The following is a 14,734-nucleotide window of genomic DNA, read 5'->3' as shown; positions in this document are numbered from 1 at the left end:
CGCCCACTGGCACGCCCGGTTCATCTGCTCGTGCAGCGTCGCGTTCCCGGCCGAGGACAGAAACAACGCCACTGCCGCGGCGGGCAACGCGACGAGCACCGCCGCGGCGATTGCCGCTACGACGACCGCTGGTTGCCGCCACCCTGTTTTCGGCGCCCGCGTCCACGGCGTCGCCCCCCACCCGCGCATTCACCGAGTCTGCCACGATCCCGGCGCCGGCGGGGCGGCGCTGCCCGATGCGAACAGAGCGCGTTTTCCCGAGTACAGAACGCTTACTTCGCCTGCCAGACCGGCGCGCGCTTCTCGACGAACGCCATCGTCCCCTCGCGGACGTCCTCGCTCGTCATGACCCCGACGGCGTTCTCGCGAGTGTTGTCCCAGTCGCTGTCGTCGTCCGCGATCGCACCGTCCACAATGCCCAGTGCGACGCGTTTGCTGGCCTGCACCGCCAACGGCGCGTTCGCGGCGATCCTCTCCGCCAGCGCCAGCGCCTCGGTCAGCACGTCGCCGTCCGGGACCACGTGGTTCACCAGCCCGAGCGTCGCCGCGCGGGCGGCGTCGAGGGGTTCGCCGGTGAACATCATCTCCATCGCGATCTTCTGCGGGATCTGCCGCGGCAGCCGGAACACCCCGCCCGCCGCCGCGAAGAGGCCGCGCTTCACTTCCGGCAGCCCGAATTTCGCCGATTCGGCCGCCACCACCAGGTCGCTGGCCAGCGCGAGTTCGGTGCCGCCGCCGAGGGCGAACCCGTTCACCGCGGCGATCGTCGGCTTCGAGACCGGGTGCCGCACGTATCCGGCGAAGCCCCATTCCTCGTGCCCCGGCGCGGCGAGCGACTCGCCTCGCGAAACGGCTTTCAGGTCGGCTCCGGCGCAGAACGCCCGCTCCCCCGCGCCGGTCAGCACGACGACGCGCGTGTCCGGATCCTGTTCGGCCCGTTCCAGCGCGGTGCCGACGAGTTCGCTCAGCTCGGCGTTGACCGCGTTCATCGCGTGCGGCCGGTTGAGCGTGATCACCAGGACGTGCCCGCGCTGGTCGACAAGCGCGGCCGGGGCGTCATCGGACATGATCGTCCTCCTCCGCCGGTGCGAAGACCGGCACCTTCTCGTGGTCAGGTTCGGGACCGGAGGGCACGAACGCTGCCCGCACCGGCAACTGCCAGAGGTCCGCGTCCGGGTCGGCGTCGAGCCGGCCCCACCACCACGGTCCCTCGGCCAGCTCCACGATGCCGACGACCACGCGCTCCGGCTCGCCGCCGTCGCGCGCCCGCTTGTGCACCACCGACCACGACACCACCGTGCCGGTTCCCGCGGCTGCCGTCCACTCCAGATCGTCGTCGGGGTCCGGGACCGTACGCGGATCCAGGTACTCGCCGGTGCCGCGCCGCCGCAACAGCCGGAACTCGCCTGCCGCGGTGCCGTCGAAGAACGCCGCGGACTCCTCGTCGCGGGCGACTGGGTTGATCCGCACTGTCATCCCTCCGCTCCCAGCACGAGCGTGCTGTGGTGGTCCAGAATGCCGCCGTTGCCCGAAACCAGCACGGTGTCGTGCTTCGGCACCTGGCGTTCGCCGCCCTGGCCCCGCGCCTGGATGATCGCCTCGGACAGCGGCGTCATTCCCCACAGGTAGTACGACGACAGCTGGCCGCCGCCGGTGTTGACCGCGAGCTTGCCGTCCGGGCCGAGCATGCCCGGCGTCTCGACGAACTCGCCGCCTTCGCCCTTGCCGCAGAACCCGTAGTCCTCCAGGGTGAGCAGCGCGGTGAAGGTGTAGCAGTCGTAGATCTCGGCGACGTCGATGTCCTCGATAGTCACTCCGGCCATCTCCATCGCCGCCGGACCGGACTGCGCCGCACCGCTCACGAGACCGAGATTGTCGTTGCGGCGGAACGAATCGCCCGGATGCGCTTGTCCCCAGCCGAGCACCTGGACAGCAGGCTGAGCGAGTTCTTTCGCTCGCTCAGCCGACGTCACGATCACCGCCGCGCCGCCGTTCGACACCAGGCAGCAGTCCAGCAGATGGAACGGTTCCGCGATGAACCGCGACGCTTGATGGTCGGCCACGGTGATCGGATCGCGCAGCTGTGCCAGCGGGTTCTTCGCCGCCCACGCGCGCTGCGCGACCGCGATCGCGCCGAACTGCTCGCTCGTGGTGCCGTAAGTCTTCATGTGCCGTCGCGCGGCGAGCGCGTAGAACGAGTTCGGCCCGGCGAAACCGCTGGAGCCCAGCAGGCTTCCCCAGCCGGCCGGAGTCGTGCGCCCTCCGCCGTAAGCCGCACCGGTCGCTTTGCCCTGCTTGAGCGGCGCGTCCGCGAACACGCAGGCCACAGTGCCGGCCATGCCCGCTTCGACGGCCATCGCGGCGTACTGCACCATCGCGCCCGCCGTCGAGCCGAATGCCTGCATCTGGGTGCACAGGCGCAGGTCCCGCAGTCCCAAGTCGACTTGCAGGCTGAGGTCCACTCCGGGCGTCGTGCCGGCGGACACCAGCAGCCCGTCGATGCCGGACAGCCCGATCCCGGCGTCCGCGGCTGCCCGCCGGACGGCCTGCGCGGCGAACTGCCGCGCGCTCGGACCGTAGACTTTCCCCAGCTCGGTGAGCCCGAGACCGGCGATTGCCGCCCTCCGGCGCGCCGGGGTCTCCCGCCTGCTCGTCATCATCGCACTCCGTTCCCGGCCGGTGGCCGCGTCTCCACGTTCGCATCCCGCCGACCCGGCGTAAACGACCGGTCGGGACACCGGCAGATGTGCGCCCGCGACACGTGCGCCGATGTCGCTCCCGGAAACCTGCCGGTGTCGGAATCCGTGATGTACATCGCGGTTTTCCGGACCCAGCATGGGAATCGAGACCCGACGACGGGAAAGGCGGTCCGGCGATGGCGATCAGCGCCGCGGAAACCGAACAGCTGCGAGAGGCGGTGCGCGACCTGCTCGCGGACCGCTGCACGGAGGCCGACGTACGCCGGGTGATGGCGAGCGGCTCCGGTTACGACCCGCAGCTGTGGAAACAACTGGCCGAACTGGGATTGCCCGGCCTGCTGATCGCGACGGAATACGGCGGAGTCGGCCTGGGCGCGGAAGAACTCGAAGCGGTTTCGGAGGAAATCGGGGCGGCGCTGCTGCCGTCGCCGTTCCTGTCGAGCGCGGTGCTGACCGCGACGCTCATCGACGCCGCCGGGTCCGAAGAGGACAAACGCCGCCTGCTGCCCGCGCTCGCCGACGGGTCTTCGATCGGGACCGTCGCCGTCAGTGCCACCTGGACACCTGAAACCATTGCGGTACAAGCAAACGGAACTCTCACCGGGACCGCGTCCTATGTGACCTTCGGCCAGGTCGCCGACGTCATTCTCGTCGTCGCTCGCACCGGCGACGACATCGGCGTCTTCGAGGTCGCACCCGACGCCTCCGGTTTCACTCGCACCGCGGAATCGGTATTCGACCCGACCGTGCGGCTGTCCCGGTTCGCCTTCGCCGGCACCCCGGCGCGGCGGATTGGCGCCGCGGGCTGGGAGGCCGTGCAGAAAGCCTTGGACCTCGGCGTCATCGCACTCGCCGGAGAACAAGCGGGCGGTGCTCGGCAGATTTTCGCCACGACCGTCGAATACCTCACAACCCGCGTCCAGTTCGGCCGCGCGATCGGCAGTTTCCAGGCGATGAAACACCTCGCCGCGGACCGTCTCCTGGACGTCGAATCCGCGACGTCGGCCGCCCGGCACGCCGCGGCCGAGGGCAGCCCCGGCGCGATCGCGCTCGCCGGGTTCGCTTGCGCGGAAGCGTACGAAACCGTTGCCCTGTCGGCGATCCAGATGCACGGCGGGATCGGCTTCACCTGGGAACACCCGGCGCACCTGTACCTGCGCCGCGCCCGCTCCGGCGCGCAGCTGTTCGGCGGCTCGCGGCTGCACCGGGAGCGCTACCTCGTCTCGAAGGGAGCCTGACTCATGATCAGCGCGAACCAGCTCCGCGAAGAAGTCCGCGCGTGGCTCGCCGCGGAATGGACCGGGCTCGCCCCAGCCGAGGATCGCTGGAGCACCACCCCGGAACGCATTGCCTGGCTGGAAAAAGTCGTCGCCGCCGGATACGCCGTGCCGACCTGGCCGGTCGAATGGTTCGGCCGCGCCTGCCCGGCCGAGCTGGCCGATGTGGTCGCGGCCGAGTTCGACGCCGTTGACGCGCCCGGCGCCCGCCAGGACAAGTACAGCATCCCGGCCAACACCGTCCTCGCGTTCGGCACCGAGAGACTCAAGAACGACCTGCTCTACGACGTCCTCACCGAACGCTCCCGGACCTGCCTGTTCTACAGCGAACCCGGCGCGGGCTCGGACCTCGCCGGCGTGCGCACCACCGCGGTCCGCGACGGCGACCGCTGGATCGTCAACGGCCAGAAGGTCTGGACGTCCGGCGCGAAGTCCGCGGACTACGCGCTGCTGATCGCGCGCACCGACTGGGACGTCCCGAAGCACAAGGGCCTCAGCTACTTCGTCGTGCCGATGCACCAGCCCGGCGTCGACATCCGGCCGCTGGTGCAGATCACCGGCGAAGCGCACTTCAACGAGGTGTTCCTGACCGACGTCGAAATCCCGGCGGACTACCTGGTCGGCGAAGAGGGCAAGGGCTGGCGCGTGCTGCAGACCGCGCTCGCGTACGAACGCTCGATCATGGGCGAGGGCGCGCGGGCCTCCCGGCACGGATCAATCGCCGACGACCTCGTCGAATTCGCCCGGGAACGCGGCCGCCTCGCCGATCCGGTCGTCCGCGACAACCTGGCCACCGTGCTCGCGTTGCGCGAGCTGAACGCGCTGAACAACGCACGGGCGAAAGCCGCCGCCGAACAGGGCACGTCGAGTTCGGTGATGTCGCTGGGAAAGCTCGCGATGTCCGGCATTCTGCACGCCGAAGGGCGGCTGCGCACCGGCATCGCCGGCCCGGAAACGCTGCTGGCCGGGGACGAGAACCCGGTCGCCGACGACGTGAACTTCCTGGCGCTCAACGCGTTTTTCACCTCCATCGGCGGCGGCACCGACCAGATCCAGCGCACGATCATCGCCGAACGCGTCCTCGGCCTGCCCAAGGAGCCCGAGATCGACCGCGACCTGCCCTTCCGCGCCGTCCGCCGCAGCTGAGCTCCGAGGAGGCTGGTTCCCTTGCCCGACGACTATGACCCGCCGCTGTCCGGGGTCCGCGTGCTCGATCTGTCCTCCGGCCCGATGACCGCGACCGCACGGCTGCTGGCCGATCTCGGCGCCCGCGTCACCCGGGTCGTCCTGCCCGGCGTCACCGACGACCACACCACCGGACCGGTCGTCGACGGCGTCGCGATCGGCACCGCGATCGACCGGCACGGCTTCGCCCACGCCACCGCCGAACCCGGCTCGCACGGCTGGGAACAGCTGCTGGCCGACGCCGACCTGCTGATCGAGACCACCCCGCCGGGCTCGCCCGCCGAAGAACTGCTCGACGTCCCCGGCCTGCGCACCCGGCATCCCGCGCTGGTCGTCCTGTCGGTCAGCGACTTCGGCCGCGCCACGACCCGGCGGCGCTGGCAGGCCACCACCCCGGTGTTCCACGCGCTGACCGGCGAACTCTCCCGGTCCGGCATCCCCGGCCGCGCGCCGCTGCTGCCGCCCGGCGAACTGCCCTACCACGTCGCCGCCGCCCAGGCCGCGTTCCAGGCGGTCAGCCTGTATCTGGACCGGCTGCGCACCGGACGCGGCGACCGCATCGACTTCGCCGTCCTCGACGGGGCGATGCAGGCGCTGGACCCGGCGTTCGGCATGGTCGGCAGCGCCGCCGCCGGGGTTCCGTTGAGCGATCTGCCGCGCGGACGCACCGAAGAACGCCACCGGTACCCGATTTTCCCTTGCCAGGACGGATATGTCCGGATCTGCCTGCTGTCGCGCCGGCAGTGGCGCGGGATGTTCGAGTGGATGGGCAGCCCGGCCGAATTCGCCGACCCGAAGTACGACCAGGTGCGCGAACGCTACGCGTCACCGGATCTGCTGCCCGCGATCGGCCGCTTCTTCGCCGACCGCACCCGGGCTTCGCTGGAATGCGAGGGCCAACGCCACGGCGTGCCCACCGCTGCGGTACTCGCGCTCGCCGAAGCCCTGCACACCGACCAGCTCGCCGCCCGAGGCTTCTTCCGCGACACCGAACTGTCGCCCGGTCTCGTCGCACCGGTCCCGGCCGGGATCACCGAGATCGACCGACACCGCGCCGTCGCCGTCCCGGACACCGGCGCGCGCGTCACCGCCGCGCCGATCCTCGCTGGTCGCCCCCGTCGCGGCGAAGGGCGTCCGCTGGAGGGAATCCGGGTTCTGGACCTCGGCGTGATCGTGGTCGGCGGCGACACCGGACGGCTCTTCGGCGACCTCGGCGCGGACGTCATCAAGATCGAGAACTCGGCGTTCCCGGACGGTTCCCGCGCCGCACTGCCCGGGCTGATGTCGCACGGCTTCGCCGCCGGGCACCGCAACAAACGCGCCATCGGCGTCAACCTGCGCGATCCCGAAGGCCAAGCGCTGGTGCGGCGGCTGGTCGCGCAGTCGGACGTCGTGCTGACCAACTTCAAACCCGGCGTCATCGCCTCGCTCGGGCTCGACCGGGCCGCGCTGTCCGAGGTGAACCCGGGCATCGTCGTCGTGGACAGCTCCGCCTTCGGCCCGACCGGCCCGTGGGCCGACCGGCTCGGCTACGGCCCGCTCGTGCGCGCCGCGACCGGACTCACCAGCGAGTGGATCTATCCCGGCGAACCGGGCACGTTCAGCGACGCCGTCACGGTCTATCCCGATCACGTGTGCGCCCGGATCGGCGCGCTGGCCGCGTTGGCGCTGCTCGTCCGTCGCGAACGCAGTCACGAAGGCGGGGCGGTGAGCGTCGCGCAGTCCGAGGTAATGCTGAGCCACTTCGCGGACCGGATCGCCGCCGAAGACCTGACCCGCCGGGGACACTGTCTGGACGGTCCCTCGCACGACGCGCCTTGGGGCGTGTTCCCGACCGCTGGCGACGACGAGTGGCTCGCCGTCACGGTGCGGAACGACGCCGATTGGGGCGCGTTGTGCTCGGTGCTGGACCGTCCCGATCTGGCTGCTGACCCTGGTTTGGCCACCCGCTCCGGCCGAGCTGCTTCCCGGACTCGGATCGATGCGGCGGTGACCGGGTGGACGGAGCGGCTTTCTCCGTTCGAGGCGATGGAGCTGCTGCAGGCCGCGGGGGTTCCGGCCGGGGCGCTGCTGCGGGCGGGCGACCTGCCGGAATGGGAGCAGTATCGGGAGCGGCGGGCGTTTCGGGAGGAGCTGCATCCGTACGCGGAGGAGCCGTACGTGCTGGAGAACGTGCAGATCCACGCCGCGCATGTCGCCGATCCGCCGGTGGGGCAGGCGCCGCTGCTGGGCGAGCAGACGTTCGAGATCGCGGCGGAACTGCTCGGGTTGGAGGTCGCGGAGACGGCTGGGCTTGTCGCTCGCGGGGTGGTGGAGGTACCGGACGAGCAGGGCGGGCGGGCTGCTCGCGCCGGGTGAATTCCGGCGGGCCCGGGCCGGCACCGGCCGACGATGCGCGCCGGGCGAGATTCGGAACGGACGTTCGCCTCCTCGCGCGGCCGCTTCTGGTCCCTCGCCGATCCTGTCGCCCGAGGATGCGGTGACGCCCCACCCCGCCTATCCCACCGCCCCAGGATCCGGCGGCTCCGCGCGGCGACGCCAGCCCCACCCGACCGCCGCTCCCCGCCGTATGATCGCCGCAACCCGCCCGCCTCGCTGGACATTGGACGATGGAGATCGATTTCACCCGGCTGAAGTACTTCGTCGCGGTCGCCGACGAACTGCACTTCAAGCGCGCGGCGGACCGGCTGCGGATCACTCCTCCCCCGCTCAGCAAGCAGATCAAGCTGCTCGAACGCGAACTCGGCGGCCCGCTGTTCGAACGGCACTACCACGAGGTCCGGCTCACCCCGCTCGGCCAAGCGCTGCTCGGCCCGGCGCGGGCGATCCTGCGCCAGGTCGAGGGCCTGAAGGACATCGCGGCGGGAGTTCTCGAGGACGGCACGCCGATCCGGGTCGGGGCCACCGCGTACGCGCCGTCGGATCTGCTCGAAGACCTGGAAACCGCGGTCGGCGGGCTGGCCGCCCCGGCGACGTTCGAGGTCGCCGGTTCCGCCGCCGAGGTCACCGCGAAACTCGTGTCCGGGCATCTGGAACTCGGGCTGATCCACCTCGCCGTCGAGGATCAGCGGCTGCGCGCCCGCACCGTCGCCGAGTACCAGGGCGCGATCGCGGTCCGCGCGGACGATCCGCTCGCCTGCCGCGACCTCGTCCGCATCGAGGAATTGCGCGACCGCGAGGTGGTCATCGACTTCGCCCGGCCGAACCCGGTCATCCTCGCCGCGCTGACCAGGAAACTCGCCAGCCGCGGCGTCCGGAACATCGTGCGCGCGGTCAGCGGGCGCGGCGGCGAACTCGAAATGGCCGCGCAGGTGTTCAACCGGCGGCTGGTCGCCCTCGTCTCCTACGCTCCGGCCTCGTTCATCGGCCGGATGTTCTCGCCGCCGGAGTTCCAGCTGGTCCGGATCGAGGAGGACGGCTGGGAACCGAGCAGGCTCGCGCTGGCCTGGGCCGCCGACCGCGCCGCCGGACCGCCCCGTCCGGCCGACCTCGCCGAGGCCCTTTCGGCGAAACTGGGCCCGATCCGCCGCGGCTGACCTCGCCGGGCGCGCCACCGCGAAGTCACGCCCGCCGCGCCGAAAACCCCGCCGCGAAGCCGGAACCGCGGCGGCCGCGCGAGCACCGGCCGACCGAAGCGTCCACAGTGGACCGCTAGGATCCGACGAACCTGCTCAGCAACCGCCCGAACTCGGCCACGTCGCGGCGCGGCCAGTTCCGCAGCCGCTCTTCGAGCCGGTCCCGTTGCGCCGCACGGGTAATCGCCAGCGCGCGATGCCCGGCTTCGGTCAGCTCCAGCCGCTGCCTGCGCGAATGCCGCGGGTCCGGGCCGCGCACCAGCAGCCCGGCGTTCTCCAGTTCCGCCAGCTGCCTGCTCACCGTCGAGGGGTCGAGCCCGTACTCCTGGGCGAGATCCGCCGCGTGCGCGCAGTCCGCGAGGTCGATCGAGGACAGCATCGTGTACTGCACGAACCCGAGGCCCTCGTACAGTTCGTTCGAGCGCACCCGGGACCCGCGGGAAAACAGGATCATCGCGCGGTGGATAGCGTCCAGGGCATCGCCGTCGCGGTCTTCTCCCGGCATGTCCCGGCATGCTAGAGATGCACCATACAACTGTCAACGCGGCTCGGCGGCGATCCCCCGGCGCAGCAGGTCCTCCGCGTCGACCCCGGCTTCTTCGAGCAGTGCGCGGGTATGCGCGCCGAGCGCGGGCACGTCGCCCATCCGAGCCTCGACGTCCGCGAACGTCACCGGCGGCAGCAGCGCGTCGACGGTCGCGTGTTCGGTGCCGATCTCGCGCCAGCGGTCACGGGCACGAAGCTGCGGGTCAGCCACGACGTCGGCCACCTGTTTCACTTGCGCGGCAGGGATTCCGGCTTGCGCGAGCCGTTCGTCCAATTCCGCTGTGGACCATCGGGCGGTCTCGGCGGCGACCGCGGCGTCGCATTCCGCGCGGTGTTCGACGCGCTGCACGTTCGTGGTGAACCGCGGGTCCTCGGCCAGCCGCGGGGCTTCGAGGACCGAGGTGACCAGGGTCCGCCAGCCGCTGTCGTTCTGGACCCCGATCAGCAGCTGGCCGTCTTTCGTCGGATACGCGTCGTAGGGGGCGATCGAGGCGTGGCTCAAGCCCATGCGCGCGGGCTGGCGCCCGGAGTACATCTGGCTGTAGATCGCATAGCCCATCCACTCGACCGTCGCCTCCAGCATCGACACCTCGACCGTCGCGCCCTGGCCGGTTCGCCACCGGCGCAGCAGGGCGGCCAGCACTGCTTGCGCGCAGTACATTCCGGAGGCGATGTCGGAGGTCGGGATGCCGGTCTTGACCGGGGTGTCCGGGGTGCCGGTGATGCCGATCAGGCCCGCTTCGGCCTGGACCAGCATGTCGTAGGCCTTGCGTTGTTCCCTCGGGCCGCCGGCGCCGTAGCCGGAGAGGTCCACGGCCACCAGTTCCGGATGCCCGGCGCGCAGTTCGGCCGCGCCGAACCCGAGCCGCGCGGCCGCGCCAGGGGCCAGGTTCTGGACGAAGACGTCGGCTTGGCCGATCAGGTTCCGCACCACGTCACGGCCCTCGCCGGCCTTCAGGTCGAGGGCGAGGGACTCCTTGCCGCGGTTGAGCCAGACGAAGTGGGCGCCGGTGCCGTGCACGACGTGGTCGTACTGACGGGCGAAGTCGCCGCCGTCCGCGCGTTCCACCTTGATGACCCGGGCGCCCAGGTCGGCCAGGGTGCGGGTGGCCAGCGGGGCGGCGACTGCCTGTTCGATGGAAACGACGGTGATTCCGTCCAGCGGAAGCGCGGCGGGGGCTGGGTGCATGCTGCTTACTATTACTCGGATTCGGCGGGAATGCTGTGTTGCGTGGCGCACCCCGAAGCTTCATTGTCCTGACGGTTCGGGGCGGCTTTAGGGTCGTGAGGGGAACCGTGAGGGAATCTGATTCCTGCGGGGTTCCCCTCCCGACCGGTCAGCCGCGCGGGTCGAAGGGGATGCCGGACGGTTTCGACTTCTCCAGCAGGTCCTGGTACCTGCCCTCGCTGATCTTGATCGTCGCCGCACCGAAGTCCGCGCCCGTGAGGCGGTCGCGCAGCGCGGTCGACGGCCACCCGTCCCAGCCGACCAGGGGCGGATAGCGCCATTCGTGGTAGTGGTTCTCCGGCGGCTCGTCGTGGGCGTCGGCGAGGCGGAAGAAGTGCGTACCGGGGCCGTCCTTGTGGTACACCGCCTTCGGGTGGGCGCCGTCGAAGCTCACCTTCGACCGCGGGTACGTCACCTGCGACGAATGCTGCGTGGTCGTGACGTACTCGACCTGGTTCGACGACTGGTCGATCCACGAGATCACGTGCTCCCAGTCGTGCCGGTGCCCGCCGAGGCCGCTGCCGTCGACGGCCTGGTCTTTCTCGAAGTAGCTCGCGTAGACGACGGCGCACCAGCCGTGGTTGCAGGTCGAGCGCGAGTAGGTCTGGGAGTTGTCCAGGTCGGACTTGTCGTGACAGTTGCCGTTGACCGCGCCGGTGGTCTTGAGGCCGGGCGCGAGGGTGCCGTCCGGGCCGATCGCGGGGGTGGCGTAGCAACCGTCGCCGTCGTAGTCGTAGGCGGGTGAGAAGGACTGCTCGTATCCGTTGGCGTTCTGCGGCAGGTTGTGCGGCGGATCGGCGTACGCCGCGGACACCGGGAACAGCAACGCCGCGCAGGCTGCCACCGTCGCGACGCGGGCGAGCGGAAGTTTCCTCATGTCCGGATGGTGACACCGCGAACGCGGAAGGTGAAGGGATACCAGGGAAGCATCCGGTGGCCGCACGGACCTTCAGCTCGCGAGGACCTCCGCGCCGCGGTGCACGCGCAGCAGGTCAGCCCGTACGAGGTCGGCCAGCAGCCGTTCCTCCTCGTCCGCTTCCGACGGTCGCGGCGGCAGTTCCCCGCTTCCGGCCAGCGCACCTGCCGCAGCCTCCGCGAAGGACGCCATCGTCGGCGACTGACCGTCCCGCTGCAGCAGCGCGCCCGCCGAAGCCGTGAGACCGCGCAACCCCTGTCCGGCCTCTTCCAAGGCTTCTCGCTGCTCCGCGGAAGGTTCCCGACTGCCGGGTTCGGGGCTCAGCAGGTCCTGATGCGTCCGGGCCGCAGCGCGGAACCGCAGCCCGACCTCGCGCCGGCCACCTCCACCGCGCAACCGCTCGGCCACCGACGCCAGCAGCTCGCCAGTCTCGGAGACGGCGTCGGAAAACCGTTGCGCCACTGAAGGTTTCGGCACCCCGGGCACCGCGGCGAAGCCGAACACCAGACCGATCACCACCGCCAGCGCCACCAGCAGGAGGTACTCCACGAGCACCGAAGCGGCGTCCAGATGCCGCGTCGCCGCGTTCATCCCGACGCTCATCAGCACCATGCAGCCGTTGAACACCATGGGCTGCACCTGCATGAACGGGAACCCGACGAGCAACGCGGCAATCCCCAGCGGCAGCAACGCGCCCGGCGGCAACAACCACAACGCGATCGCCAGCACCACCGCCCCGGCCACCGCGCCGGCGGCGCGCTGCCACGCCTTCGCCAGCGTGTCCCGCCATTCCGGCTGCATGAGCGCGAACGTCGTCATGAGGAACGACACCGTGAGCGGGTCGCCCGGGCGGAACGCCGCGATCACCGCGGCGGCCAGCATCCCCAGCGCGCACCGCACCGCGTGCCGCAATTGCGCGGACCGCCACGAGAACACCCCGGTCGCCTCGCGTCGCAAGGCCTCGCGGACAAGGTGCCGCGGGAAGTCCACAATGGACTCGTCGCGGTTCAGCACGGCTTCCCGGATCGCGAGCAACCCGGCCCAGGCTTCGTCGAGCAGCGCGGCGGTGTCGCCGGGCAACGCGACGTCCGGGTCGGCCCGCTCGATCTCCGGCGGATCAGAAACAGTCTTCGCCCGCACGGCTTCCGCCAGCGCCGCAACCTGTTCGTCCGCGGCGTCGAGCACTCGGGAAACCACCGCCGCTTGCTCTTCGTCGAACGCGCGCAGCCGATCCCGCAGCAGCGCGGCGGTGCCGTGATACCGCGCGCCACCGGCCAGAACCCGCGCCTGCCACGCTCGCGGCCGGTCGGTCACCCACAACCGCACCGCCCGCTCCGCGCTCGCCCGATCCGGTCCGGCGAGCGCGTCGGCCAGTGCGGTGCGGGTCGGCTTGCCCGGATCGCCCAGGCCCATCAGCAGCCGCAGCACGAACACGACCGCGACGGCCAGCGCCGGCGCGCAGATGATCTGCACCGGGCTGGCCGCACCGCTCAGCTGGAAGCCGTAGCCGAACACCGAAGCCATGCCGAGCCCGAGCCCGACCGTCACGTACCGCGGCCCGAGCGCGGGCACCACCGCCGCCGCGAAGACCACCAGCACCAGCAGCGCGATCGACGCGACCGGCGACACCTCGCCCAGCAACCGCGGCCCGGCCCCGCCGATCACCACCGCCGGAGCGAACGCCGCGAGCAGCCACAGGTCCGGCCGCAGCGGCCCGCCGGTGGCGGCGATGAAACAGAACAACGCGGTCAGCCCGGCCAGCATCGCGGTCGCGCCGAGCCCGAGCGCCACCCCGAGCCCGGCCGTGCCGCCGACGACCACCAGAATCGCCGCGAGCATCCCGCCGCCGCGCGCAATCGCGTTCATCCCGCCCCGTTCCGTCACCGCGCAATCCCGCAGAAGCCTCGCACGTTGCGCTTACGCCACCGCAGCCCGCACCGGCGCAGGCAGCTGCGGAGCGCGGTGCAGCACGAGTGTTCATGCCACTCACGACGCCTCAGACGGTCGCGCGCTCCGGCGGCAGCGTCAGCAAGTTGTGCACCTCGCTGTGCTCCGACCCCGGCAGCCCGTCCAACGCCCGCAACGCCGAGGCCCGCGCCGCCACCTCGGCCTCGGTCCGCGGCGACATCAGCGCCGACCCGCCCGTAGCCAACGCCTGGTTAGCCTCCACGAACTCCCGCGACCGCTTCTCGTAAGCCGCGAAGGCGACGTCGTGCGGAGCGTCGGCCAGCTCGTAGGCCAGCAGGTACGCGCCGATCATCGCGAGGCTCGACCCCTGCCCGGACAGGAACGACGTCGCGTGCGCGGCGTCCCCGGCCAGCGCGACGCGGCCTTTCGACCACACCGGCAGGTGGATCTGGCTGACCACGTCGAAGAACAGATCGTCCGCCGAGCGCATCGCCTCGACCATCCGCGGCACCTCCCAGCCGCAGCCCTCGAAGCGGCTGGCGACCAGGTCACGCTGCGCGGCCGGGTCAGCGAACGCTTCGAAGGGCGCGTCGGCGCGGGTGAACACCAGGAACCCGTGCACCTGGCCGCGGTCGCGGTCGCCCGCGGCGTAGAGCGAGGCCGACCGGCCCGCCACCGCCCAGGACATGCCCTCGTGCGAGAGGCCGAGATAGTTCGGCATGGTGAATCCGGCGAAGCAGTAGCCGAGGTAGCGGTGGAACTGCTCCTCCGGCCCGAAGGCCAGCGAACGGGTCTTCGAGTGCAGTCCGTCCGCGCCGATGACCAGGTCGAACGTCTGGCTCCGGCCGCTGGCGAAGGTCACCTCGACCCCGGTGCCGCGGTCGTCCAGCGTGGCGATCGACTCCGAGAAGCGGAACTCGGCGTCGTCGCGGACCGCGTCGTACAACAGGCTGGTGAGGTCGCCGCGGGCCAGTTCGATGTCGTAGCCGGCCTCGTCCCCGGTGATCACGGTCGGCGCGACGCTGTTCAGGACGCCGCCGTCCGCGTCGAGGAACGAAAGCCGCCGGGTGGCGACGTGCCGTTCCCTCGCCGTCTCCTCCAGCCCCATCCGCCGCAGCACCTCGACGGCCGGGCCGCGCATGTCGATCGGGTATCCGCCGCCGCGCACCGCGGCCGCCTTCTCCACCACGGTGACCGAGAAGCCGTACCGGTTCAGCCAGTACGCCAGCGCCGGGCCCGCGATGCTCGCCCCCGAGATCAGCACGCTCCTGCTCATGGTTCTCCCCTTTCCGCCGGCAGGCGATAGATGCCTACCTTAGGTATCATTTTTGAGACCGGCCGGAACCGCCTCGCGCGATCCCGGTGACCCAACCGTATACCTAACTTAGGTATCTAATCAA

General features: G+C 71.0%; 12 protein-coding genes. 4 read left to right on the top strand and 8 right to left on the bottom strand.

The window, feature by feature from the left end:
* Positions 1 to 272 precede the first annotated feature (272 nt).
* Genes A4R44_RS17690 through A4R44_RS17680 form a run of 3 tightly spaced genes read right to left on the bottom strand, consistent with a single transcriptional unit; the run spans position 273 to position 2,657 of the window.
* Complete coding sequence (locus A4R44_RS17690; RefSeq protein WP_067581443.1) at positions 273 to 1,067, bottom strand: crotonase/enoyl-CoA hydratase family protein; 795 nt, start codon at positions 1,065 to 1,067, stop codon at positions 273 to 275.
* Entirely contained in the window at positions 1,057 to 1,476 is a 420-nt protein-coding gene (locus A4R44_RS17685) for a Zn-ribbon domain-containing OB-fold protein (RefSeq protein ID WP_198545330.1), read from the bottom strand. The genes A4R44_RS17690 and A4R44_RS17685 overlap by 11 nt, the downstream gene beginning before the upstream one ends.
* Positions 1,473 to 2,657, bottom strand: coding sequence for a thiolase family protein (locus A4R44_RS17680; RefSeq protein ID WP_067582283.1), 1,185 nt, complete (start codon positions 2,655 to 2,657; stop codon positions 1,473 to 1,475). Before A4R44_RS17680 ends, A4R44_RS17685 begins: the two co-directional genes overlap by 4 nt.
* Before the next feature lie 218 nt (positions 2,658 to 2,875).
* On the opposite strand from A4R44_RS17680, the gene A4R44_RS17675 reads away from it, so the two are divergent.
* The 4 genes from A4R44_RS17675 to A4R44_RS50390 all read left to right on the top strand — a co-directional run bounded on the left by A4R44_RS17675 (position 2,876) and on the right by A4R44_RS50390 (position 8,697).
* Entirely contained in the window at positions 2,876 to 3,937 is a 1,062-nt protein-coding gene (locus A4R44_RS17675) for an acyl-CoA dehydrogenase family protein (protein ID WP_067581439.1), read from the top strand.
* A gap of 3 nt (positions 3,938 to 3,940) precedes the next feature.
* Positions 3,941 to 5,122 carry an acyl-CoA dehydrogenase family protein gene (locus A4R44_RS17670; protein WP_067581437.1) on the top strand — a complete coding sequence of 394 codons (1,182 nt, stop codon included), beginning with the start codon at positions 3,941 to 3,943 and terminating at the stop codon, positions 5,120 to 5,122.
* A gap of 21 nt (positions 5,123 to 5,143) precedes the next feature.
* Positions 5,144 to 7,519, top strand: coding sequence for a CoA transferase (locus tag A4R44_RS17665; protein ID WP_067581435.1), 2,376 nt, complete (start codon positions 5,144 to 5,146; stop codon positions 7,517 to 7,519).
* 251 nt (positions 7,520 to 7,770) lie between these two features.
* Positions 7,771 to 8,697, top strand: a complete 927-nt coding sequence (locus tag A4R44_RS50390; protein WP_067581433.1) for a LysR family transcriptional regulator — start codon at positions 7,771 to 7,773, stop codon at positions 8,695 to 8,697.
* Between the two features lie 115 nt (positions 8,698 to 8,812).
* Here the strand turns inward: A4R44_RS50390 and A4R44_RS17655 are convergent, their stop codons facing one another.
* The 5 genes from A4R44_RS17655 to A4R44_RS17635 form a co-directional block, all read right to left on the bottom strand.
* On the bottom strand, positions 8,813 to 9,241 hold the full coding sequence (locus tag A4R44_RS17655; protein WP_067581431.1) for a MarR family winged helix-turn-helix transcriptional regulator: 429 nt from the start codon (positions 9,239 to 9,241) through the stop codon (positions 8,813 to 8,815).
* Between the two features lie 33 nt (positions 9,242 to 9,274).
* On the bottom strand, positions 9,275 to 10,471 hold the full coding sequence (locus A4R44_RS17650; protein ID WP_067581429.1) for a CaiB/BaiF CoA-transferase family protein: 1,197 nt from the start codon (positions 10,469 to 10,471) through the stop codon (positions 9,275 to 9,277).
* 148 nt (positions 10,472 to 10,619) lie between these two features.
* Entirely contained in the window at positions 10,620 to 11,387 is a 768-nt protein-coding gene (locus tag A4R44_RS17645; protein WP_095213413.1) for an NPP1 family protein, read from the bottom strand.
* A gap of 72 nt (positions 11,388 to 11,459) precedes the next feature.
* Positions 11,460 to 13,292, bottom strand: coding sequence for an FUSC family protein (locus A4R44_RS17640; RefSeq protein WP_067581427.1), 1,833 nt, complete (start codon positions 13,290 to 13,292; stop codon positions 11,460 to 11,462).
* Between the two features lie 130 nt (positions 13,293 to 13,422).
* Entirely contained in the window at positions 13,423 to 14,610 is a 1,188-nt protein-coding gene (locus A4R44_RS17635; protein WP_067581425.1) for an FAD-dependent monooxygenase, read from the bottom strand.
* Between the last annotated feature and the right edge of the window lie 124 nt (positions 14,611 to 14,734).

This window comes from Amycolatopsis sp. M39, from assembly GCF_001651785.1.
Lineage (GTDB): Bacteria > Actinomycetota > Actinomycetes > Mycobacteriales > Pseudonocardiaceae > Amycolatopsis > Amycolatopsis rubida.
This window is presented reverse-complemented; position numbering and strand designations above follow the sequence as displayed.

Bases quoted from the DNA above. Each gene is read 5' to 3' on its own strand.
- A4R44_RS17640 (WP_067581427.1), bottom strand. From the start codon at position 13,292: ATGAACGCGATTGCGCGCGGCGGCGGGATGCTCGCGGCGATTCTGGTG.
- A4R44_RS17645 (WP_095213413.1), bottom strand. From the start codon at position 11,387: ATGAGGAAACTTCCGCTCGCCCGCGTCGCGACGGTGGCAGCCTGCGCG.
- A4R44_RS50390 (WP_067581433.1), top strand. From the start codon at position 7,771: ATGGAGATCGATTTCACCCGGCTGAAGTACTTCGTCGCGGTCGCCGAC.
- A4R44_RS17650 (WP_067581429.1), bottom strand. From the start codon at position 10,471: ATGCACCCAGCCCCCGCCGCGCTTCCGCTGGACGGAATCACCGTCGTT.
- A4R44_RS17680 (WP_067582283.1), bottom strand. From the start codon at position 2,657: ATGACGAGCAGGCGGGAGACCCCGGCGCGCCGGAGGGCGGCAATCGCC.
- A4R44_RS17670 (WP_067581437.1), top strand. From the start codon at position 3,941: ATGATCAGCGCGAACCAGCTCCGCGAAGAAGTCCGCGCGTGGCTCGCC.
- A4R44_RS17690 (WP_067581443.1), bottom strand. From the start codon at position 1,067: ATGTCCGATGACGCCCCGGCCGCGCTTGTCGACCAGCGCGGGCACGTC.
- A4R44_RS17655 (WP_067581431.1), bottom strand. From the start codon at position 9,241: ATGCCGGGAGAAGACCGCGACGGCGATGCCCTGGACGCTATCCACCGC.
- A4R44_RS17635 (WP_067581425.1), bottom strand. From the start codon at position 14,610: ATGAGCAGGAGCGTGCTGATCTCGGGGGCGAGCATCGCGGGCCCGGCG.
- A4R44_RS17675 (WP_067581439.1), top strand. From the start codon at position 2,876: ATGGCGATCAGCGCCGCGGAAACCGAACAGCTGCGAGAGGCGGTGCGC.
- A4R44_RS17685 (WP_198545330.1), bottom strand. From the start codon at position 1,476: ATGACAGTGCGGATCAACCCAGTCGCCCGCGACGAGGAGTCCGCGGCG.